Origin of the sequence: Streptomyces sp. NBC_01506, assembly GCF_045040295.1 — a bacterium.
Taxonomy (GTDB): Bacteria; Actinomycetota; Actinomycetes; order Streptomycetales; family Streptomycetaceae; genus Streptomyces.
In genome coordinates, this window is sequence record NZ_CP109422.1 from 2572868 (window position 1) to 2595137 (window position 22270).

A 22270-nucleotide genomic window follows, 5' to 3' on the forward strand; every position below is an offset into this window, starting at 1 on the left:
TCCGTGTCCATGGTGCGCGACGCCGCGCCGGGGCCCGCTCACAGGGCCCCGGCCGCGCCCGCGCCCGTCAGCCCAGCAGGACGTCGTCGTCGCCGAGGCGCTTCAGCTCGCGGTAGAGCAGAGCGATGCCGGTGACGATGGCGGCGGCGGAGACGGCGGCGTCGATCAGCCGCAGCGTGTCGTGTTCCTCACGGGCCGTCCTGGCCTGCTTGATGACGCTGATCGCTCCGAAAGCGGTCGTGCCGATCGACAGGTACATGCCGGACTTCGACTTCTTGAAGCCCTTGGCCTTCTTGGTCATTGAGCTCATAGCGACGGTGCCTCCTCCAACAGCGGATGACCCCAGCGTTCCACGAAGGCCGCCTCGACCGCGGCGCCCACCCGGTAGAGACGGTCGTCCTTCATCGCGGGGGCGATGATCTGTAGTCCGACCGGCAGTCCGTCCTCCGGCGCCAGTCCGCAGGGCAGCGACATGGCGGCGTTTCCGGCCAGGTTGGTCGGGATGGTGCACAGATCGGAAAGGTACATCGCCATCGGGTCGTCGGCGCGTTCACCGATCGGGAAGGCGGTGGTGGGCGTGGTGGGCGAGACGATCACGTCGACCTGCTCGAACGCCTTCTCGAAGTCCCTGACGATAAGGGTGCGGACCTTCTGCGCGGAGCCGTAGTACGCGTCGTAGTAGCCGGAGCTGAGCGCGTACGTGCCGAGCATGATGCGCCGCTTGACCTCGTCGCCGAAGCCCGCCTCACGCGTGAGGGCGGTGACGTCCTCGGCCGAACGGGTGCCGTCGTCGCCGACCCGCAGGCCGTAGCGCATGGCGTCGAAGCGCGCGAGGTTGGAGGAGCACTCGGAGGGGGCGATCAGGTAGTACGCCGAGAGCCCGAGGTCGAAGGACGGGCAGTCCAGCTCGACCACTTCCGCGCCGAGCTTCTTGAGAAGGTCGACGGATTCGGCGAACCGCTGCATGACGCCGGCCTGGTAGTGCTCGCCGGAGAACTGCCGGACGACGCCGACGCGCATACCGGCGACGGTGCCGTTGCGCGCGGCCTCGACCACCGGCGGGACGGGGGCGTCGATGGAGGTCGAGTCGAGCGGGTCGTGGCCGCCGATGACCTCGTGGAGCAGTGCCGCGTCCAGGACCGTACGGGCGCACGGGCCGCCCTGGTCGAGCGAGGACGAGAAGGCGACCATGCCGTAGCGGGAGACGCCGCCGTAGGTGGGCTTGACGCCGACCGTGCCGGTGACGGACGCGGGCTGGCGGATGGAGCCGCCGGTGTCCGTGCCGATGGCCAGCGGAGCCTCGTACGCGGCGAGGGAGGCCGACGAGCCGCCGCCGGAGCCGCCGGGGATACGGGTGAGGTCCCAGGGGTTGCCGGTGGGGCCGTACGCGCTGTTCTCGGTGGAGGACCCCATGGCGAACTCGTCCATGTTGGTCTTGCCGAGGATGACGACTCCGGCCGCCTTGAGGCGCCGGGTGACCGTCGCGTCGTACGGCGGGATCCAGCCTTCGAGGATCTTGGAGCCGACGGTGGTGGGGATGCCCTCGGTGGTGAAGATGTCCTTCAGCGCGAGGGGGACGCCGGCGAGCGGGCCGAGCTTCTCGCCCCTGGCCTTCTGCTCGTCCACGGCGCGGGCCTGCGCGAGGGCGCCTTCACGGTCGACGTGCAGGAAGGCGTGCACCTTCTCGTCCACGGCCTCGATGCGGGCGAGATGGGCCTCGGTGACCTCGACGGCCGTCAGCTCGCCGGAGGCGATCTTCCCGGCGATCTCGGCCGCGGTGAGCCGGATGATGTCGGTCTTGGTGTCCGTCATGGCTGTTAGTCCTCCCCCAGGATCTGCGGCACCTTGAAACGCCGCTGTTCCTGGGCCGGGGCGCCGGAGAGCGCCTGCTCGGCGGTGAGCGACGGGCGTACCTCGTCCGCGCGCATGACGTTGGTCAGCGGCAGCGGGTGGGAGGTCGGCGGAACGTCTTGGTCGGCGACCTCGGATACGCGGGCGACCGCGCCGATGATGTCGTCTAGCTGACCGGCGAAGTGATCGAGCTCTTCGCCCTTCAGCTCCAGACGCGCCAGCCGTGCGAGGTGGGCGACCTCCTCGCGCGTGATGCCAGGCATGCGGCGATCCTCTGGGTGAGTGTCGGGATTTTGACCCAATCCTATGGGGCGCGGCACCGTGCCAACGAAACGGTTTCCCGCGTCCGGGCCCCGGCCGCTTCGTGGGTCTCGGTCCCGGCCCCCGGTGAGGAGCCGGCGCGGGCTGGACGCGGGCTGGACGCGGGCTGGACGCGGGCTACTGGACCACGCGGCTGGAGGTGCCCGACGTGTCGGTACGCGGCGGCTCCAGGGCCGGTGCGGGCGGCGGGCGGTGCCAGCCGGTCTCGCCGCGGGCGAGCAGCCAGGACGTCGCCTCGTGCGGGGGCATCGCGGCGGCCACGAGCCAGCCCTGGACCGCGTCGCAGCCCAGATCGCGCAGGCGCTCCCAGGTCTCGTCGTCCTCGACGCCCTCGGCGACGACCACCAGGCCCAGCGAGTGGGCGAGGTCGATGGTGCAGCGGACGATCTCCGCGTCCTCGTTGTCGATGGCGAGGCGGGCCACGAACGAGCGGTCGATCTTCAGTTCACTCACCGGCAGACGGCGCAGGTGGACCAGCGACGAGTAGCCCGTGCCGAAGTCGTCGAGGGACATCTTCACGCCGTGGCCCGTCAGTCCCGCCAGGGTGTCGGCGGCCCGCTGCGGGTCCTCCAGCAGGACATGCTCGGTTATCTCCAGTTGGAGCGCGCCGGCCGGGACGCCGTGCCGGGCGAGCCGCGCGGCGACGGCGCCGGCGAAGCCCGGGGTGTGGACGTCACGCGGCGAGACGTTGACGGCCACCGGGACGAACAGGCCCTGGGCCCGCCAGCGGGCGACCTGGCCGAGGGCCGATTCCAGTACGTACTCGGTGAGATGGGGCATCAGACCCGAGGACTCGGCGATCGCGATGAACTCGTCCGGAGGCACTCTCCCCCGGTCCGGATGCACCCACCGCACCAGCGCCTCCAGGCCGACGACCTGGCCGTCGAAGCGGACCTTCGGCTGATAGTGCAGCTCCACGTCGCCCGCGTCGAGCGCGCGCCGCAGATCGCCCAACAGGCCGAGGCGGTCGGGGGTGTTGGAGTCCCGCTTCGACTCGTACACCTCCACGCCCGTACGGTCCCGCTTGGCCTGGTACATCGCCACGTCGGCCCGCTGGAGCAGCCCTTCCGCGTCCACCGCGTGCTCGGGGTAGACGGCGACACCGGCGCTCGCCTCCAGGACGAGCGTCAGTCCGTCCAGGTCGAGCGGCGAGGACAGCTCCGCCGCGAGATGGCGGGCCACGCGCTGCGCGCTGGTCGTGGAGTCGACCAACGGCAGCAGTACGGCGAACTCGTCGCCACCGAGCCGCGCGGCCTCCGCCCCGCGCGGCAGGGCCAGCTTGAGCCGGTCCGCTATCTGCAACAGCAGCCTGTCGCCCGCGAGATGGCCGAGCGTGTCGTTGACCGAGCGGAACCGGTCGAGGTCGATCAGGACCAGCGCGGAGCGCGCGCCGAGGGTCTTGGCCTCCTCCAGCGCCGTCCATGTCCGCTCAAGGAGCCACTGCCTGTTGGGCAGTCCGGTCAGCGGGTCGCGCAACTGCTCCTCGGCGCGCGCCCTGGCGATCCAGAGCGTGGAGTCGAGGGCGATCAGCGGGACGGCGAACAGCGGCAGCACCACCGGCCGGGCCACGGCGACCACACAGATCAGCGGGGTGATGCCGAGCAGCGCGACGGCGAGCAGACCCTGTCGTAGGAGGGCGGTTCGGGCGACGGTCGGCAGACCGCCGCCCTGCGGGGTCAGCGAATACCACAGGAGCAGCCGGGTCACCACCAGATACGCCCCGGCCGCGAGCACGATCTCCGGGACGGTGCCGATCCCCCAATGGAGGGGCTGCCACGGGTCGGCCACTGTCGGTACGTCACCGAAGGCGAGCAGGACCAGCGCCGCGGCCCCGATGCCGAGGATGTCCACGGCGCCGTGGAGCGCGCCCTGGCGCCAGCGGTGTCTGCGGGCGATGCCGACCAGGACGACGACGGCGAGGCTGACCAGCCCGGCGGCCACCCAGCCGTACAGGAGCAGCACCCCGAGGGTGAGGGCGGCGCCGGAGCCCGTGCCGCCCCACCAGCGGTCGCGGCCGAGCGCGACGAGATGGCCGACCACGATGCCGGTGAGAACGGCGAGCGACCAGCCGGTGGTGCCGTCGGGGAAGAGTGCCCGGCCGTCGCGCACCTCCAGGAAGATGCCCAGGGCCAGCACGGCGGCGGCGAGCCCCACCACGACGAGGGGCACTGCGGCCGACGTGCCTCCAAGTCCCGCGAATCCACGCGGGCGTGAGACCGGGGCGGCGCTCTCGGTCGGTTTCATTCCCGTCCCTCTCACAGCCGGCAGTGCCGTTACCACGCGATGGCACGTCGTCATGCCATCACGGCTGATATCCCGCACGCAGCCGTGCACGACAGGCGCACCCCTCAACAGTAGGCCGCGAACGGCGTCGGCGGGCAGCGCTCTACCGCTGTTGCCCGAATGCAACCCGCCCTTCCTTATCCATCTGGTATGCGTCCGAACGGGCGACCTACGAGGGCCCGTTGTGCCCGTTCGGTCACTCGGCGGCGGTCTCGGCAGACGCCCCGTCAGCCGCCTGAGGGGTGTCCTTGGCCGGTTCCGGCTCACCGTCCTCAGGGGCCGCAGGGGGCTGTAGCGCGGCGTCCCGCGCCGCTTCGGGGCCTTCGGAGAGCAGGACGGCGAACCCCGGCTCGTCGAGCACCGGCACCTTCATCTGCATCGCCTTGTCGAACTTGGAACCGGGGTTCTCACCGACCACCACGAAGGCGGTCTTCTTCGACACGGCGCCGGTGACCTTCGCTCCGAGCGTCTGGAGCGCCTCTTTCGCGCCATCCCTGGTGTGATTTTCCAAGGTGCCCGTGACGACCACGGTGAGGCCCGCGAGCGGGCGCGGCCCCTGGTCCTCGTCGGAGCCCTCGTCCTCCATCCGGACCCCGGCCGCACGCCACTTGCGCAGGATTTCCAGATGCCACGGCTCCTTGAACCACTGCGTGAGCGAGGCGGCGATGGTCGGGCCGACGCCCTCGACGGCCGCCAGCTCCTCCTCCGTGGCCTGCTGGATACGGTCCATCGACCGGAACTCCCGGGCCAGCGCGACCGAGGCGACCGGTCCCACGTGCCGGATGGACAGCCCCGCGATGATCCGGGCCAGGGGGCGGGCCTTGGCCGCCTCGATGTGCTCCAGCATCGCCACCGCGTTCTTCTTGAGCTCGCCCTCCTGGTTGGCGAAGACGGTGACGATCTTCTCCTCGCCGGTCTGCGGGTCGCGCTTGGGCAGACCGGTGTCCTGGTCCAGCACATATGCCTTGATGGGCAGCAACTGGGCCTCGGTGAGGGTGAAGAGGTCGCCCTCGTCCAGCAGCGGGGGCGTCGCGGGCTCCAGAGGCTTCGTCAGCGCGGTGGCGGCCACATAGCCGAAGTTCTCGATGTCCAGGCACTTGCGGCCGCCGAGATAGAACAGCCGCTCGCGCAACTGGGCCGGGCAGGAACGGGCGTTGGGGCAGCGGAGGTCGATGTCGCCCTCCTTCATGGCCTTCAGCTCCGTGCCGCACTCGGGGCAGACGGCCGGCATCTCGAACTCGCGCTCGCTGCCGTCCCGCAGATCGGCGACCGGGCCGAGGATCTCCGGGATGACGTCGCCCGCCTTGCGCAGCACCACCGTGTCACCGATGAGGACGCCCTTGGCCTTCACCACGTCCTGGTTGTGGAGGGTGGCGAACTCGACCTCGGAGCCGGCGACGGTGACCGGCTCCACCACCGCGTACGGAGTGACCCGCCCGGTGCGCCCGACGCCGACCCGGATGTCGACCAGCTTCGTGTTGACCTCTTCGGGCGCGTACTTCCAGGCGATCGCCCAGCGCGGGGCTCGGGAGGTCGAACCGAGCCTCCCCTGGAGGGCGATCTCGTCCAGCTTGACCACGACGCCGTCGATCTCGTGCTGGACCGAGTGGCGGTTCTCACCGAAGTAGGAGATGAACTCCCGTACACCAGGGAGGTCTTGGACGACCTTGTTGTGCTGGGCCGTCGGCAGGCCCCACTCCTCCAGCAGTTCATAGGCGTGCGACAGGCGGTCGATGTCGAAGCCCTCGCGCGCGCCGATGCCGTGCACCACCATGTGCAGCGGGCGTGACGCCGTGACCTTGGGGTCCTTCTGGCGCAGTGAACCCGCCGCCGCGTTGCGCGGGTTGGCGAACGGCTTGTCACCCGCCTCCACCAGCCGGGCGTTCAGCTCCTGGAAGCCCTCCATGGGAAAGAAGACCTCGCCGCGGATCTCGACCAGCTCGGGGACGCGGTCGCCCTTCAGCCGGTGCGGGATCTCCGCGATCGTACGGACGTTGGGCGTGATGTCCTCGCCGGTGCGGCCGTCCCCACGGGTCGCGGCGCGCGTCAGCCTGCCCTGCTCGTAGGTGAGATTGACGGCGAGCCCGTCCACCTTCAGCTCGCACAGGAAGTGATAACCCGGCGCGCCCACCTCCCGGTCGACGCGCTCCGCCCAGGCGGCCAGCTCCTCGTCGTCGAACGCGTTGTCCAACGACAGCATGCGCTCGCGGTGCTCGACCGCGGTGAACTCCGTCTCGTACGCCCCCGCGACCTTCTGGGTCGGCGAGTCGGGCGTACGCAGCTCCCCGTACTGCTCCTCCAGCGCCTCGAGCGCGCGCAGCAGCTCGTCGAACTCGCCGTCGCTGACGACCGGCTGGTCCTTCACGTAATAGCGGAACCGGTGCTCCTCGACCTGCTCGGCGAGGTGCGCGTGCCGCTCCCGCGCTTCCGCGGGCACTGCCGTCTGCTGTTCGCCAGCCACCGTTTCGTCCTCCCGTTTCACCGCGATCACCGCGAGCACGGCGATCGGCGCGACCGATGTCCCGCCAATGTCACTCAGGGTTGTCCGCGAGGGATCGCGCCGCCCTGACACAGTGCGCCATGGCGGCACGGGCATAGTCGGGCGAAGCGCCCGCGAGCCCGCACGCCGGAGTGATCACCACGGACTCCGCGAGAGTCCCCGGATCCAGCCCCAGCCTGCGCCACAGCGTTCTGACACCCATGACGCTACCGCCCGGGTCCGACAATCGGGTGTCCGTGCCCGGCACCACCCCGGCGAAGAGTCGCACGCCGCCCTCCACCGCCTCACCGATCGTGTCCTCGTCACGCTCGGTGAGCAGTGAGAAGTCGAACGACACGGCCGCCGCCTCCGCACGGCGCAGCAGCGCGAACGGCACGTCCGGGGCGCAGGAGTGCACCACGGCGGGGCCGTCGTTGGCCCTCATCACCTGGCGCAGCGCGTCCTCGACGACCTGCCGGTCCACCGCCCGGTGGGTGCGGTACCCACTGGCCGTCCTGATCTGCCCGCGCAGTACGGCGGTGAGGGACGGCTCGTCGAGCTGGAGCACCGGCGTGGCGCCGGGGACCCTGCGCCGTACGTCGGCGAGATGCGCCGTCAGGCCCTCCACCAGCGATCCGGCCAGGTCGCGGCAGGCGCCGGGATCGCTGAGCGCCGACTCGCCGTTGCGCAGTTCCAGGGCGGCGGCGAGCGTCCAGGGGCCGACCACCTGGACCTTGAGCGGGCCCTCGTACCCCTGGCTGAACTCTTCGAGCGCGTCCAGGTCCTCGCCCAGCCAGGACCGGGCCCGCCGGGTGTCGCGGCCGGGGCGGTCGCCGATGCGCCAGCCGCTGGGCTCCACTCGGGCGAAGACCTCCACGAGCAGCCCGGCGGTGCGCCCGATCATGTCGGCGCCGGGGCCGCGCGCGGGCAGTTCGGCCAGGTGCGGGAAGTCCTCGAAGGTGCCGGTGACGCCCTTGGCCGTCTCGCGCGCGTCCTCGCCGGGCATCGACCCGACGCCGGTCGCGGCGCCCCACAGGGCCTTCGCCGGGGCGTGGGTCCCGGCCCCGTCACCCGCTCCTGGGGCGGTCTCGTTCTCGGTGCTGTTCATCGTCCCGGCCGCACCGTCAGGTCGTTGATCTCCGCGTCGCGCGGCAGGTCCAGGGCCGTGAGGATCGTCGTGGCGACCGACTCCGGGTCGATCCAGCGCGACGCGTCGTACTCCTTGCCCTCCTGCCCGTGCACCTTGACCTGCATGGGGGTGGCCGTACGGCCCGGATAGACCGAGGCGACGCGCAGGCCGTTCGGCCGCTCCTCCTGACGCAGGGCGTCGGCGAGCGCCTTGAGGCCGTGCTTGGAGGCGCCGTACGCGGCCCACTCGGCGTGGGCGGTCAGACCGGCGCCCGAGTTCACGAAGATCACCTGGCCCTGCGCCGCGCGCAGTTGGGGCAGAAAGAGCCGGGTCAGCTCGGCGGGCGCGACAAGATTCACGTTGAGCTGGCTCGTCCACGCCTTGGGGGTCAGCTCGCCGACCGGGCCGAGGTCCACGATGCCCGCGATGTGCAGGAGCGAGTCCAGTCGGTCGGGGAGCGTCTGGTGTGACAGCGCCCAGGAGAGCCGGTCGGGGGTAGCGAGGTCGCCGACGAGCGTACGGGCGCCGGGGTAGGCCGCGGCGAGTTCCTTGCCGCGGCCGGCGTCGCGGGCGAAGAGCAGCAGGTCGTCGCCGCGCTCGTGCAGTCGGCGCGCGACAGCGGCGCCGATGCCGGAGCCCGCGCCGGTGATCAGATGGGTAGCCATGGGGTCATGTTCGCATCACCCCGGGGCCTCGCCGTACGGTCCCGCCGCTGTCCCGGATCGCGGCCCCGTCGCCGTCCCCGCGCGGTCCGGCCGCCGGTCAGCGGACGCCGACGGACTCCTCCAGATAGGCGAGGGCGCCCACCGCCTCCTCGGCGAAGAAGACCAGCTCGGTCAGGGGCACGGGAAGGAAGCCCTCCCGGTCCATACGGACGAACTGCTCCTTGAGACCGTCGTAGAAGCCCGCCGTGTTGAGCAGCACCACGGGCTTGCCGTGCATGCCGTGCTTCTTCAGTTCAAGGATCTCGGTCGCCTCGTCCAGCGTGCCCGTACCGCCGACCATGATCACGACGGCGTCGGACTTGGCGAGCAGGAGCGCCTTGCGTTCGGCGAGGTCCTTGGCGACCACCATCTCGTCCGCCCGCGCCCGCGCCTTCGCGCCCAGGAAGTCGACGGAGACCCCGACGAGCCGCCCGCCCGCCTCCTCCACCCCGTCGGCGACGACCTTCATCAGCCCGACGTCCGAACCGCCCCAGACGAGCGTGTGACCGCCCTTGCCGAGCAGTTCGGCGAACTCCCTGGCGGGGCGGGTGTAGCGCTCGTCGAGGTCGGCGGCCGAGAGGAAGACACAGATATTCATGGATCCACGGTATCCGGGTGACCTCCTTGGGAAGAGGGCGTGGTCGGCCGTTGCTGAAGGTAGAAGTGCGGGACCTAGTTCACCTGAGGAGTGGATCGTCATGGCCAAGGGCCACACCATCACCGTCGAGCAGGGCACCGAGCACGTACGGGTCGTACGCGACGGACAGGTCGTCGCGGACAGCCACAATCCGTTGCTGTTGCACGAGACCGGGCTGCCGGTCCGTTACTACCTGCCGCCGCAGGACGTCCGTACGGAGCTGCTGAGCCCGTCGGACACCACGACACACTGTCCGTTCAAGGGCGATGCCTCCTACTGGTCGCTGCCCGGCGCACCGGACCTGGTCTGGGCGTATCCCGAGCCGAAGGACGAAGTGGCCCAGATCAAGGACCACTTCTGCTTCTACGAGACAGAGGTCGTCGGGAGCTGAGCCGCCGCCCGGTCCGGGCTCCGGAAAAAGAATCTCTCCGAATTCCGCTCGCCGGCGATGAGTTCCGGTGGGCCCGCCGGTCCACAGCGTATGGACCAAGTGGGCAGGGCGAAGTCGGGGGACGGCACCCTCATCGCGTACCGGCGGACGGGCGGCGACGGGCCGCCGGTGATCATGGTGGGAGGGGCGTTCAGCACGGCGGCGGCGGAAGCGCCGCTGGCGGCGCTCCTCGCACCGCGCTTCAGCGTGATCACCTACGACCGGCGGGGGCGCGGCGGCAGCGGTGACACGGCGCCGTACGCGGTGGGGCGTGAGGTCGACGACCTCGCCGCCCTCCTTACGGAGGTGGGCGGCAGCGCCTCGGTGTACGGGATGTCCTCGGGCGCCGCGCTGGCGCTGGAGGCGGCTGCCGCCGGGCTGCCGATCACCCAACTCGCCGTGTACGAGCCTCCGTACGACACCGGTGCGGCCGATGTCGCGGACAACGCGGCGTACACCGAACGGCTCGACGGCCTGCTCGCGCGGGGACGGCGCGACGAGGCCGTGGAGCTGTTCCTGTCGGTGGTCGGGGTGGCGCCCGACATGGTGGCGAGGATGCGCCGGGCGACGATGTGGCGGGGTATGACGGCGCTGGCGCACACCCTCGCGTACGACAACGCCGTGATGGGTCCGGGACCGGTGCCCACCGAACGGCTCGCGCGGATCACGGCGCGGGTGATGGTCGTGGACGGGGGCGCGAGCCCGCCGCCGATGCGGGTGGCGGCGCGGGCGGTGGCCGAGGCGGTGCCGCGCGGGCGGCACCGCACCCTGACCGGTCAGGTGCACGAGGTGGCGCCGCATGTGCTGGCGCCGGTCCTCGAAGAGTATTTCGCCGCGGCGGCGTGAGCGTGAGCACGAAGCCGCCGGGAACGGCGGAACCAGCGAGAACGCGGAGAACGCCGACCGGCGGCGTACTCGCCTCCCATGCCCGGAACAGACACGGGCGCGTGGGGTTCAGCGGATCGCGTCGTCCGGCAGCAGCGCGTGCACTCCCCACACCTGATTGGCCACCTGCGTCACCCGCAGATCGACCGCCGTACTCGCCAGAGCCAGCGCCGTCCCCCGCTTCACCCCGTACAGCGACGTCATCCACGTCAGCATCGCGTCGAGCGCCTGGGCCGACGCCTCGTTGAGGTCGGCGTCGAAGCCGAAGGTGATCCGGCCCGCCGGGGTCACCGCGTGCGGTGTCGGGACCGGCGGGGACAACTGGAGGCCGACGGTGAGGCGGGTCGTCATACCGCACTCGACCGCCGTGCCGGACACCTCGCCGTCGCCCTGCGCGGCATGGCCGTCACCGATGCTGAGCAGCGCGCCCGGCACGGTGACGGGGAGGAACAGGGTGGATCCCGCGACGAGTTCGCGGCAGTCGATGTTGCCGCCGCCGTAGACGCGCGGGGGCGTCGTGGAGTGCTCGCCCGGTTCGTCGGGGGGTGTGCCGATGACGCCCAGGAAGGGCGCGAGGGCGACTGTGTGACCGTACTGGTCGCTCCCGGTGCCGTTGTCCGCGTCGAGGTCCCACAGCAGCCACTCGGCGTCCTGCGGGGTCATGCCGAGGCGGCGGGTGAGCGGGGTGTCGGACGTCGCCGCCGCCGTGAAGCCCCACGCGTCGGGGCGAAGGGACTCCAGCCGTACGGAGAGGGCCATGCCGGGCTCGGCGCCCCGTACGGCGATCGGGCCCACCAGGCAGTGGCCGCGCCGCTCGGCGAACATGCGCGGCACGTCCTCGTCCGCCGTGCGCCGGCGCTCCAGATGGCCCGCGCAGTCGAGCGTGTGGACGGTGAGGGTGTCTGCGGGGTCGACGGTCAGCACCGGGGGCAGTTCGCGCGAGAAGACGTCGCTCACCGTGCCGGGCCCGGAGTCCAGGACATGCTCGGCCACGGTGGGCCTCCTTCGGTCGGGGCGTGGGGGGATCAGCCGTTCGGCCACGACCAGTGTCTCGCCACGGTGGTCCGCGCGGACGGGGGCCATGCCTTCCCGGCCCCGGTCCGCGCGGACGCGTCAGCCGCGCCGCACCGTGAACTCCGCGCGGCGTACGCGCAGTACGGTCCGGCCGCCCTCGGTCGAGATCCGGGCGCCGTCGCACCGCGCGGGGCCGTCCACCGCGACCACCGATTCCCCGGCGGGTGCGCCGGTGGCGCCGGGGGCGCCGAGCGCGCGGAACGTCGCCCGGCCGTCGGCGACGCCGGTGATCTCCGCCGTCGCGTACGCGATACGCAGACCGCCCGCCGTCAGCCCGAGCGGCAGGATCGCCGCCGTACGACCCGGCAGCCGCAGCTTCTCGCCGCCGAAGAGGGGCTTGCCGTTCTCCGTGACCGTGAAGTCCTGGTCGTAGCCCGAGGAGACGTTGAAGGCGTGCAGCAACCGTCCGCGCTCGCCGTCCGCCGTCGTCAGCAGAAAGACTCCCGGATCGGTCGCACTGTGCCGCAGGGCGGGGGCGGCGTCCAGGGCGCTGAAGGCGCGTTCCCAGAAGGTCAGGTCGCACTGGTAGTCCGTGGTGATCACGACGGCTCGCCCCCGCCCGAGCGGGATGTCGAAGCCGCAGCCCTTGCCTGTGGACAGCTCGCGCAGCACCGTCGTTCCCCGCGAGGGCTCGCACAACTGGGCGCGCGACAGCCGTACTTCGGGCAGCGGCGCCGCCCACCCGTGGGCGGTGACCGACAGCCAGAAGCGGTTCGCGTCGGTGAGCGTCTTCCCGGCCTCGATGCCCAGCGCGTCCGCGAGCACGGTGCAGCGCTTGTCGGCCATGTCCTTGACCGGCAGTCTCCCGGACAGGAGCAGCTTTCCGCCCCCCTCGGCGTAGCGGACCAGGCGCCGCTGGAGTTCGGCCCCCAGATGCTCACCCGTGGCCAGCGCGAGCACCGGTACGGCCTTCGGGTCCAGGTCGCCCGCCTGGAGGTTCACGCCGCGGTAGCGGAAGCCGCCGAGCAGCATCGCGCGGGCCAGGGAGCCGCGCGGGCCCGCACCGCGCGTATTGACCGCTTCGTCCAGCACCCTCTGTACGGAGGCGAGCTTCGGAGGGTGGTACTCCGTCAGATAGTGATCGGGTACGAAACCGAGCACCACGTCGTCGTACGTCGTCCGCATCGGCGCGAGGACATCGGCGAGAGAGCCCATCGCGCGCACCGTCTGCCGCGTCGGCGCGTAGCTGACTCCCGGCCGGCCCTCCGGGTCGACCGGCGCGGCGAAGCCGTGCCGCTCGCCGGTGATACCGATCCGGTCGTTCCCGTCGCCCGCCGGCTTGTCGAGCTTCGGGTTGAACCCGCCCGCGAACAGGTAGTAGTTGAGCATTTTGGCGCCCTGCGCGATGCACAGCCGGGTCTTGAGATCCACGCCCGAGGGGCTGGTCTGGTTGTCCATGTTCTGCCCGTAGTCGGCGTGCCCGGCGTCGAACTCCAGCGCCGTGACCGGCTGATCGTCGTCGTTGACCGCGTCCATGAAGGCGTTGACGAGATACAGGTCGGTGACGTTGCGCAGGGTGAGATCGCCGAGGTAGAAGTCCGCGCCGGAGATGGTGCCCTCGACTCCCCCGTAGGTCTCCATCAGTTGGCTGATGCCGATGGGGAACGGCTCGGCGCGGCTGTCGGAGGTGCCGTGGATGTTGATCACGAACGGGATGCCGGTGACCCCGTACTCCTCGGCGGCCGACCGCAGTTCGGCGACGTACCGCGCGAAGCGGCCCCGCATGAAGCGGCCCAGATCGTGCATCAGGGCCGCGCCGTAGGCGTCTTCGGGATGACGGATGGCCTTGCGCCGCCCGGACAGGTCCTCGCCGGTGAAGGGGTAGCGCCCGGCGAGCCCGTCGCCGTACTCCGCGCGCAGCCAGCCGTCGAAGTCGGCCGTCAAGTGGTCGGTGAGGTCGGGTGAGTTGCTGACCCAGGCCAGCATTCCGATCTCGTTGTCGAGCTGTACGGAGATCACAGGGCCGCCGCTGCCGTGCAGCCGCTCCGCGAGTAGCGGCATGACCGCCGCGTACCAGTGGCGCATCTCCTCGAGGAACGCGGGCGCGAGGTAGTCGACGGTGGGGGTGGTCGCGGGAGCGTCGTTCCAGCCGGTGGAGACGATCTGGGGGTGGTCCTCGCGCACCCGCTCGGGGACGCCCTCGCCCTTCAACTCGGCCATGGTGAAGGGGCCGGGGCGGGCGATGAAGAGGAAGCCGTTGCGGTGACAGAGGTCGATGAAGGCGCCCAGGTCGCGCTCGGGGCGGGTACGACCGGTGACGTCGATCGTGCCGTCGGGCAGCTCGTGCCACATCCAAGGGATGTACGAGGCGATGGTGTTGAGCCCGGCGGCCTTGGCCTTGTCGAGCCTGGACTGCCAGTCCGCCTTCTTCAGCCGGAAGTAGTGGATCTCTCCGGCGAGTACGAGCGCGGGCTTGCCGCCGACGAGGATCTGCTTGTTCCGGTACGAGACCGAGCCGGCCGGGGAGGTGTCGCCGGGCGGGGCCGGGGCCACCGGGGCGGCGGGGGCGGCGGGGGCGGCCTGGGCTTGGCCGGGCAGGCCCGCGGTGGCGAGCGTGCCGAGGGCGGCCCCGCCCAGGACGGTGCGGCGGCGTGGGGCGGGGACAGGCGTCATGGCGTCGTACTCCTTGGGGAGAGCAGAACGGGGGCGGCTCGATGGCGCGGATGACTCGACGGCACGGGTCAGCCGCAGAATGTATGCGCTTCCTGTATGCGCATACACGCACCCTGGAGCAGGCCCTCAGAGGCCACAAGACTCCGTCCGATCACGCTTGGGTAACGCGCGTGGCACGCCGAAGGCGCCGCGCCGGGTAGACGGTGGAAGCCCGTCAGCCGGTCAGGGCTTCCGTACGGTGCCGCTCCGTCGTCGCGATCGTGGCCGAGCCGACCACGCGGGTGCCGTCGTACAGCACGATCGCCTGGCCCGGGGCCACGCCCCGTACCGGCTCGGCGAAGTCGACGTGCAGGGTGCCGTCGATCAGCTCCGCCGTGACCGGTGTCTCGTCGCCGTGCGCGCGGAGCTGCGCCGTGTAGGCGCCGGGGCCGGACGGGGCCGTGCCGCCGCACCAGCGGGGCCTGATGGCCGTCAGGGCGCCGACGTCGAGGGCGGCCACGGGGCCGACCGTCACGGTGTTGTCGACCGGCGAGATGTCCAGCACGTAGCGCGGCTTGCCGTCCGGTGCCGGGTGGCCGATCCGCAGGCCCTTGCGCTGGCCGATGGTGAAGCCGTGCGCGCCGTCGTGGGTGCCGACCTTGGCCCCCGACTCGTCCACGATGTCCCCCTCGGCCTTGCCGAGACGGGCCGCGAGGAACCCCTGGGTGTCACCGTCGGCGATGAAGCAGATGTCATGGCTGTCGGGCTTCTTCGCGACAGCCAGATCGCGGCGCTCGGCCTCCGCGCGGATCTCGTCCTTCGTCGTGAGGGTGTCCCCGAGCGGGAACATGGCGTGCGCGAGCTGGCGCTCGTCCAGCACCCCGAGGACGTACGACTGGTCCTTGGCCATGTCGCTCGCGCGGTGCAGCTCACGGGCGCCGTCGGGGCCGGTGACGACCGTCGCGTAATGGCCGGTGCAGACGGCGTCGAAACCCAGCGCGACGGCCTTGTCGAGCAGCGCGGCGAACTTGATCTTCTCGTTGCAGCGCAGGCACGGGTTCGGGGTGCGCCCCGCCTCGTACTCGGCGATGAAGTCCTCGACGACATCCTCACGGAAGCGCTCGGCGAGGTCCCATACGTAGAAGGGGATGCCGATGACGTCGGCGGCCCGCCGCGCATCGCGCGAGTCCTCGATGGTGCAGCAGCCGCGCGCGCCGGTACGGAACGACTGCGGGTTCGCGGAGAGCGCGAGGTGGACGCCGGTGACGTCATGACCGGCTTCGGCGGCGCGGGCGGCGGCGACGGCGGAGTCCACGCCGCCGGACATGGCGGCGAGCACACGGAGGGGGCGCTGGGGTGTCTGAGTCATAGCCACTCAAGCGTAAGGGTGCCGGGGAACCAGAGTCGCGCGAGTATCCGTTGTCGGTCCATGGGCAAGAGAAGACGGGGCGCCGCGAGCGCCGGCGTGAGCGGTGAGGCGAGGTGAGCGGTGGCGTGAGTGGTGGCGTGAGCGGCGATACGAGCGGTGACGGCCCTGGTGGGGGCGGGACCCCGGGCGGCGAGGGGCCGGGGATCGGCCGGCGCGCCCTGCTGATCGGCGGCGCGGCCGTGGTGGTGGGCGGCGGGGTGACCGCGATCGTGGCGGGCCAGGACCAGGCGACACGGCTCTGGTACAAGGTTCCGGGGGTGGAGAAGCCGCGTGAACCGGGTGAGCTGGATCACGCGGGCGCCGAGTGGGTGGCGGCGTCGTCGGCGAACTGGCGCCGGGCGGACCGGCCCGACGACTATCCCGTGGACATGGTGATCATCCACGTCGTGCAGGGCAGCTTCCGGACGGCCCTCAAGGTCTTCAAGGACCCGGCGCACCAGGCGGCCACCCACTACGTGGTGGGCAAGGACGGGCGGGTGGCGCAGATGATCCGTGAGCTGGACGTGGCGTACCAGGCGGGGAATCGCGACTACAACGAACGCAGCGTCGGCATCGAGCACGAGGGGTACGTGGACCGGCCGGAGGACTTCACGGACGCGATGTACGCCTCGTCGGCGCGGCTGACGGCGGGGATCTGCGAGCGGTACGCGATACCGGTCGACCGGAAGCACATCATCGGGCACGTGGAGGTGCCGGGTACGGACCACACGGACCCGGGGCCGCACTGGGACTGGGACCGCTACATGAAGCTGGTGCGAGGGGTGTAGGGGGCCGGGGTTGCGTTTGCCGGGTCCGCCCGGTGGCGGGTTGTCCTCAAGCGCCGGACGGGCTAGGTGGTTGCGGTGGTGGCCGGGTGCCGCTCCGGGGTCATGCCCGGACGGCATGATTTACGGCGCCCAACGGTCCTGGTGAGGGTGCTGGTCCGGGTTGCGCCACAAATCACGCTTTAGTGTCCGGACACGACCCCTGCGCGTCCCCCTTCCCCGCGCGCGAGGGGGGCGGGGTCGGAGGGTGGGTGTGTTCGGACACTCAGGCTGATTTGTGTCGCGTGAACAAGTTGGTCTCGTCGAGACCAACGAGCCTTGCACGCGGCGTAAATCATGCCGTCCGGACATACCCACCCGGAGGGCCCGCACCCCGACCGTGGCAACGAGACCGCAACCACCCAGCCCGTCCGGCGCTTGAGGACGAAACCGACCCGCAGGGTCAAACCCCGCTAGCTCAGGCCCGCCGCCCTCGCCCGCTCCACCGCCGGGCCGATCGCCGAGGCGACCGCCTTGACGTCGGCCTCAGTAGAAGTGTGGCCGAGGGAGAACCGGAGCGTGCCGCGCGCCAGTTCGGGGTCGGTGCCGGTGGCCAGCAGTACGTGGCTGGGCTGCGCGACCCCCGCCGTACAGGCCGATCCGGTCGAGCACTCGATGCCCTGCGCGTCCAGCAGCAGGAGCAGCGAGTCGCCCTCGCAGCCGGGGAAACTGAAGTGGGCGTTGGCCGGGAGGCGGTCGACGGGGTCGCCGCCGAGGACCGCGTCCGGCACGGCCTTCCGTACGGAGGCGATCAACTCGTCGCGCAGGGCGCCGATGTCGCGTGTGAACTCGCCGCGCCGTTCGGCGGCGAGCCGCCCCGCGACGGCGAACGCGGCGATCGCGGGGACGTCGAGGGTGCCCGAGCGCACGTGGCGTTCCTGACCGCCGCCGTGCAGGACGGGGACAGGGGTGTACTCACGGCCGAGAAGCAGCGCGCCGACCCCGTAGGGGCCGCCGATCTTGTGGGCGGTGACGGTCATCGCGGCGAGTTCGGACGCGGCGAAGTCGACCTCGGTCTGACCGAACGCCTGGACGGCGTCGGAGTGCAGCGGAACGCCGAACTCGGCGGCGACCTCGGCCAGTTCGCGTACGGGGAGAATCGTGCCGATCTCGTTGTTCGCCCACATGACGGTGGCCAGGGCGACGTCGTCCGGGTTGCGTTCGATGGCCGCGCGCAGGGTCCGCGGGGAGACCCTGCCGTAGCCGTCGACGGGCAGGTACTCGACGTTCGCGCCCTCGTGCGCGCCGAGCCAGTCGACGGCGTCGAGGACGGCGTGGTGCTCGACGGGGCTGGCGAGCACGCGTGTCCTGGCCGGGTCGGCGTCGCGGCGGGACCAGTAGAGGCCCTTCACCGCGAGATTGTCGGCCTCGGTGCCGCCGGAGGTGAAGACGACCTCGCTGGGCCGCGCGCCGAGGGATTCGGCAAGCTCCTCGCGCGCCTCCTCGACGGTACGCCGGGCCCGCCGCCCGGCGGCGTGCAACGAGGACGCGTTTCCGACGTCGGCGAACCGGGCGGTCATCGCCTCGATCGCCTCGGGAAGCATCGGGGTGGTCGCGGCGTGGTCGAGATATGCCATGGTGCTGACGATTCTACGAGCCGCGGTGAGCGCGTATCGCCGTGGGCGGGTTCCGTCGCGTGCCGACCGGCTTCCTCGGCGCCCAGCGGCCCACGCCGGGGATGAAGTGCGCCGGCCTGGACGATCCGGACGTGGTCGCCCCGGGTGGCACGCCTGGCGGGCCGAGGTGGCCTTCGCCGACCGCTTCGTACGCGCGTGACAACGGCCACGCGGATCTTCTCCGCGAGCGGATCGACGGGGCGCGGGGGGGGTGTGACGGGTTCCGCGTCGCCGGACGACACCGCACTAGCCTGGTGCGCATGGATGGATGGACTCTCGACCGCACGTTCCACAGCACCTCCGGTGACGTCCGGTGGGCCGCCCTCGGGCCCGCCGACGGGCCGCCCGTCGTGCTGCTGCACGGGACGCCGTTCTCGTCGTACGTGTGGCGGGGCCCCGCGCGGGCCCTCGCGGGGCGGCGTCGGGTGTACGTGTGGGACATGCCCGGGTTCGGCGCGTCGGAGATGCGCGAGGGGCAGGACGTGTCGCTGGGGGCGCAGGCGCGGGTCTTCGGTGAGCTGCTGGCCCACTGGGGGCTGGAGCGGCCCGCCGTCGTCGCGCACGACTTCGGGGGCTGCGTCGCCCTCCGCGCGACGCTGTTGCACGGCGCGCGGTACGAGCGCCTCGCTCTCGTGGACCCCGTGGCGCTCGCGCCGTGGGGCTCGCCCACGTACCGGCTCCTCGGTGAACACGGCGACGTCTTCGACCGGTTGCCGCCCGCGCTGCACCGCGCGCTCGTGCGGGAGTACGTCAGCTCGGCCAGCCACCCCGGACTGCGCTCCGACGTCCTGGACGCGCTGGTGGAGCCGTGGTGCACACAGGCGGGGCGGGGTGCCTTCTACCGGCAGATCGCGCAGAACGATCAGCGGTTCACCGATGAGATCGAGGGCCGGTACGGCGAGTTGGACCTGCCGGTGCTGATCTGCTGGGGCGAGGAGGACACCTGGATCCCGCAGGAGAAGGGGCGGCAGCTCGCGGGGCTGATCCCCGGTGCGGAGCTGCGTCTCGTCGCGGGCGCCGGTCACCTCGTACAGGAGGACGCCCCGGCCGAACTCACCCTGGCGCTGGGCGACTTCCTCCGTACAGCTCCGTGATCGCGGTGGCCGCCTCGGCGAGTACGTCGCGGGCCTCGGGCGGCGACAGCACCTCCACGTTCTCGCCGAAGGCGAGCAGGGCGCGCACGGCCCGTAGCTCCGTGAAGGCGAGCGTCAGCCGGGCCCACTCCCCCGACGTCTCCACGACCGGTTCCTCGTCGGTCAGTTGGGCCGCCTGGATACGCAGGAACATGTCCAGGCGGGTGACGCGGACCCGGGCGGTGACCTCCACGGCGGTCGGGCGCAGCTCCACCTTCCGGCGCAACGCGCCCCAGACGTCGCCCAGTTCCACGCCCTCTCGGCGCCGTACGGGGGCGTCGGTGAGGGTCGCGTGCCGCACGCGGTCCGCGCGGTAGAGGCCGGGCACGCCCCGATGGTCGGCGACCAGATACCAGACGCCCGCCTTGAGGACGAGGCCGTACGGATCGACCGTGTAGGTCCTGGGCTCCGTGGTACCGCTGTGCTGATAGCTCAGCCGCAGTCGGCGGTCGGCGAAGACCGCCGTGTTCAGGACGTCCAGGTCGACGGCGGGCCGCCCGGCGCGCATCCACCGCTCCGGGTCGACGATGACGCGGCGGCTGGTCAGCTCGGCGGCGGGGCGGTGCGGGGCGGGCAGCGCGGCCATCACCTTGCGGAGCGCCGAGCCGAGCGCCCGGTCGAGACCGAGCGCGGTGTGGGCGCCCCGGGCGGCGAGGACGAACAGCGCGCGGGACTCGTCGGCGGTCAGGCCGGTGACATCCGTACGGAAGCCGGGCAGCAGCGCGATGCCGCCGTGCCGGCCGCGTTCGGCGTAGACGGGGATGCCCGCCGCCGACAGCGCCTCGACGTCGCGGTAGACGGTGCGTACGGACACCTCCAGGCGCTCGGCCAGCTCGGTGGCCGGGACGAGCCCTCGCGTCTGGAGCAGCAGCAGGATCGACAGGAGACGGTCGGACTTCACCCGGCCAGGATCGCGTACGCCGCACCCGCCTGTCGCGGCTACTTCTCCTCGGGCGCCCGGGACCCCCTCGGCGCGCGGGCCAGTTGGCGGGACTGGGCGACCAGCCGGTCCGCGCTGTCCCAGACGTCCGCGTCCTCCTCCAGATAGCCGCCCGCCAGATTCCGCGTCGTCACGAGGACCCGCAGCGGCCCCGGCGCCGGCCGACCGCGGATGTGCGTGGTCAGTTCGACGGTCGGCGTCCAGCCGGTGAGCCCGAGGTCGAAGGCGGTCGGCGGGAACGCGTCCACCGTCAGCAGCAGGGAGAGCGGGTCCGGCTCGCGCGGATCGGCCAGCCAGAACCAGCCGCGCACCTCGCCCTTCCCCGAGGGCGCGCCGACCGCCCAGCCCGTGGTCTCGGGAGCCAGCTTGACCACCACGCGCCGGGTGAAGCCGGAGTCGGCGGGAAAGGCGGCCGGGCCGTCCTCGGTACCGAGGCACTCCTCGGGCGGCGGCAGCGTGGGCGGCTTCACCGATGTGCGGACGTCGTCGCTGAGGGAGTCCAGCGCGCCGTACGCCGCGAGGACCCGGACGCGTTCGACCTCCGTGCCGTCCGGCTGGTACTGGAACAGCGACGCCTGGCCGTTGGTGAGCGTGCGGCCGGTCCGTACGGTCTGCGTGCGCACGACCGCCGGGCCGGGGCGCGACGGGGTCAGATAGTGGGCCGTGACGGTGAAGGGATCGGGGTGCGGCAGCGCGTCGCGCAGGGCGCGGGCCACGATCGCCAGCAGATAGCCGCCGTTGACGGCGGAGAGGATCGTCCAGCCCTCGGAGAGGTCCGCGTCGTAGACGCCCGGTTCGCGAAGGGTGACGGAGGTGTCGCGGTCGAACTCGTTGTCCCCGGTGGGTTCCTGCGCTGCCTGTGCCATGAGCAGCACCGTACAACAGTGAAATACTGAGCGGTAGCTTAGGTGTTCGGTTCCGGCGGCTCCTCCGCCGCCGTCGAGCGGCGGTTGTACGCGCGCGGTGCCCGCCAGTGGAAGCGCATGGCCAGCAGCCGCAGTACGAACGCGGTGACGACCGCGAGCACGCTCGTCAGCCCGTTCAGCGCGTCGAAACGGATGCAGATCACCACCGTCGTCGCCCCGACGATCGCGGGCACCGCGTACAGATCGCGGTCCCAACGCAGCAGCGACGGCACCTCGTTGGCGAGCACGTCGCGCAGGACGCCGCCGCCCGCCGCCGTGGCGAGGCCGAGCGCGGCGGACGCGGTGAGGCCGAGCCCGTACTCGTACGCCTTCACCGTGCCCGTCACACAGAACAGCCCGAGCCCCGCCGCGTCGAAGACGTTCACCGCGCCCTGGATGCGCTCGACGTGCGGATGCAGGAAGAACACCAGGGCGGTGGCCACCAGCGGCATCACGAAGTAGCCGAGGTCGGTGAACGCCGCCGGCGGTACGGCTCCGATGATCAGGTCCCGGAGCAGGCCACCGCCGAGCCCGGTGACCTCGGCGAGCACCGCCATGCCGAAGACGTCGAAGTTCTTGCGGACGGCGAGCAGGGCGCCGGAGATCGCGAAGACGAAGATGCCGGCGAGGTCGAGCGAGTGCTGGACGGAGGGGCTGAACAATTCCTGGAACACCCGACAGTTCTACACCGGGCGCGAAACACCCGATCAGGCGCTCGTCTCACTTTCGCGGTGCGGGGGCAGTCGCTGGTGGACACTCGCGGGCATGGTGGAACAGGTGGAAACAGACGCGGCCGGCGCTCCGACGCGGCCGGCGATCGAGCATCCCGATAGGTCACCGGCGGCGCGCCTGGCGGCCTACAGCACTGTCGCCACCTCGCTCTCGCTGCGAAGTGATCACCAACTGGGCGCGCTGGTGGACGCCGCCGTGCCGCTCGGCTCCGGTATCGGCGGCACGTCCGCGCTGCTGGAGGTCGACGGGAAGCCGGTCTTCGTGAAGCGGGTGCCGCTCACGGACCTGGAGCAACTGCCGGAGCATGTACGGTCCACGGCGCTCTAG

19 protein-coding genes and 1 pseudogene are annotated in these 22270 nt (G+C 71.6%); 5 read left to right on the forward strand and 15 right to left on the reverse strand.

Annotated elements, in window-relative coordinates; all coding sequences use genetic code 11:
* Window positions 1–67 precede the first annotated feature (67 nt).
* From OG329_RS10835 to OG329_RS10870, 8 genes are all read right to left on the reverse strand, one after another.
* A complete protein-coding gene (locus OG329_RS10835; RefSeq protein WP_405794439.1) occupies window positions 68–310 on the reverse strand; it encodes a hypothetical protein in 243 nt (80 codons plus the stop codon).
* Window positions 307–1812, reverse strand: coding sequence for an Asp-tRNA(Asn)/Glu-tRNA(Gln) amidotransferase subunit GatA (gatA, locus tag OG329_RS10840; RefSeq protein WP_405794440.1), 1506 nt, complete (start codon window positions 1810–1812; stop codon window positions 307–309). The genes OG329_RS10835 and gatA overlap by 4 nt, the downstream gene beginning before the upstream one ends.
* Before the next feature lie 5 nt (window positions 1813–1817).
* Entirely contained in the window at window positions 1818–2114 is a 297-nt protein-coding gene (gene gatC, locus OG329_RS10845) for an Asp-tRNA(Asn)/Glu-tRNA(Gln) amidotransferase subunit GatC (RefSeq protein WP_405794441.1), read from the reverse strand.
* A gap of 175 nt (window positions 2115–2289) precedes the next feature.
* Window positions 2290–4416: a putative bifunctional diguanylate cyclase/phosphodiesterase gene (locus OG329_RS10850; protein ID WP_405794442.1), complete on the reverse strand. Its 2127-nt coding sequence runs from the start codon at window positions 4414–4416 to the stop codon at window positions 2290–2292.
* Between the two features lie 235 nt (window positions 4417–4651).
* Window positions 4652–6916, reverse strand: coding sequence for an NAD-dependent DNA ligase LigA (ligA, locus tag OG329_RS10855; protein WP_405794443.1), 2265 nt, complete (start codon window positions 6914–6916; stop codon window positions 4652–4654).
* 70 nt (window positions 6917–6986) lie between these two features.
* Window positions 6987–8042 (reverse strand): methionine synthase, encoded by a 1056-nt coding sequence (locus OG329_RS10860; protein ID WP_405794444.1) that lies wholly within the window; start codon window positions 8040–8042, stop codon window positions 6987–6989.
* Complete coding sequence (locus OG329_RS10865; protein WP_405794445.1) at window positions 8039–8728, reverse strand: SDR family oxidoreductase; 690 nt, start codon at window positions 8726–8728, stop codon at window positions 8039–8041. The genes OG329_RS10860 and OG329_RS10865 overlap by 4 nt, the downstream gene beginning before the upstream one ends.
* A 97-nt stretch (window positions 8729–8825) precedes the next feature.
* The gene (locus OG329_RS10870; protein WP_405794447.1) at window positions 8826–9365 is read right to left on the reverse strand and encodes a TIGR00730 family Rossman fold protein; all 540 of its coding nucleotides are present in this window, start codon (window positions 9363–9365) and stop codon (window positions 8826–8828) included.
* 100 nt (window positions 9366–9465) lie between these two features.
* On the opposite strand from OG329_RS10870, the gene OG329_RS10875 reads away from it, so the two are divergent.
* Window positions 9466–9795 (forward strand): DUF427 domain-containing protein, encoded by a 330-nt coding sequence (locus tag OG329_RS10875; RefSeq protein ID WP_405794448.1) that lies wholly within the window; start codon window positions 9466–9468, stop codon window positions 9793–9795.
* A 99-nt stretch (window positions 9796–9894) separates the two neighbouring features.
* Window positions 9895–10680 (forward strand): alpha/beta fold hydrolase, encoded by a 786-nt coding sequence (locus OG329_RS10880; RefSeq protein WP_405794450.1) that lies wholly within the window; start codon window positions 9895–9897, stop codon window positions 10678–10680.
* 108 nt (window positions 10681–10788) lie between these two features.
* Here the strand turns inward: OG329_RS10880 and OG329_RS10885 are convergent, their stop codons facing one another.
* From OG329_RS10885 to mnmA, 3 genes are all read right to left on the reverse strand, one after another.
* Entirely contained in the window at window positions 10789–11712 is a 924-nt protein-coding gene (locus tag OG329_RS10885; protein ID WP_405794452.1) for an acetamidase/formamidase family protein, read from the reverse strand.
* 120 nt (window positions 11713–11832) lie between these two features.
* Window positions 11833–14406: a beta-galactosidase gene (locus OG329_RS10890; protein ID WP_405794453.1), complete on the reverse strand. Its 2574-nt coding sequence runs from the start codon at window positions 14404–14406 to the stop codon at window positions 11833–11835.
* A 214-nt stretch (window positions 14407–14620) separates the two neighbouring features.
* Entirely contained in the window at window positions 14621–15754 is a 1134-nt protein-coding gene (gene mnmA, locus OG329_RS10895; RefSeq protein WP_405794455.1) for a tRNA 2-thiouridine(34) synthase MnmA, read from the reverse strand.
* A 125-nt stretch (window positions 15755–15879) separates the two neighbouring features.
* Between mnmA and OG329_RS10900 the strand changes: the two genes are divergently transcribed.
* Window positions 15880–16581, forward strand: coding sequence for an N-acetylmuramoyl-L-alanine amidase (locus tag OG329_RS10900; protein ID WP_405794457.1), 702 nt, complete (start codon window positions 15880–15882; stop codon window positions 16579–16581).
* A gap of 449 nt (window positions 16582–17030) precedes the next feature.
* Here OG329_RS10900 and OG329_RS10905 read toward each other — a convergent pair whose 3' ends face one another.
* Window positions 17031–18194 carry a cysteine desulfurase family protein gene (locus OG329_RS10905; RefSeq protein WP_405794458.1) on the reverse strand — a complete coding sequence of 388 codons (1164 nt, stop codon included), beginning with the start codon at window positions 18192–18194 and terminating at the stop codon, window positions 17031–17033.
* A 299-nt stretch (window positions 18195–18493) separates the two neighbouring features.
* Between OG329_RS10905 and OG329_RS10910 the strand changes: the two genes are divergently transcribed.
* The gene (locus OG329_RS10910) at window positions 18494–19327 is read left to right on the forward strand and encodes an alpha/beta fold hydrolase (protein WP_405794459.1); all 834 of its coding nucleotides are present in this window, start codon (window positions 18494–18496) and stop codon (window positions 19325–19327) included.
* Here OG329_RS10910 and OG329_RS10915 read toward each other — a convergent pair.
* Genes OG329_RS10915 through OG329_RS10925 form a run of 3 tightly spaced genes read right to left on the reverse strand, consistent with a single transcriptional unit; the run spans window position 19287 to window position 21885 of the window.
* The gene (locus OG329_RS10915) at window positions 19287–20267 is read right to left on the reverse strand and encodes a helix-turn-helix transcriptional regulator (RefSeq protein ID WP_405794460.1); all 981 of its coding nucleotides are present in this window, start codon (window positions 20265–20267) and stop codon (window positions 19287–19289) included. The genes OG329_RS10910 and OG329_RS10915 overlap by 41 nt on opposite strands.
* A gap of 38 nt (window positions 20268–20305) precedes the next feature.
* Entirely contained in the window at window positions 20306–21172 is an 867-nt protein-coding gene (locus OG329_RS10920; protein ID WP_405794462.1) for a thioesterase family protein, read from the reverse strand.
* Between the two features lie 38 nt (window positions 21173–21210).
* Entirely contained in the window at window positions 21211–21885 is a 675-nt protein-coding gene (locus OG329_RS10925) for a trimeric intracellular cation channel family protein (protein WP_405794464.1), read from the reverse strand.
* 142 nt (window positions 21886–22027) lie between these two features.
* Between OG329_RS10925 and OG329_RS10930 the strand changes: the two are divergent.
* A pseudogene (locus OG329_RS10930) lies at window positions 22028–22264 on the forward strand (protein kinase family protein); the annotation flags it as partial.
* Window positions 22265–22270 lie beyond the last annotated feature (6 nt).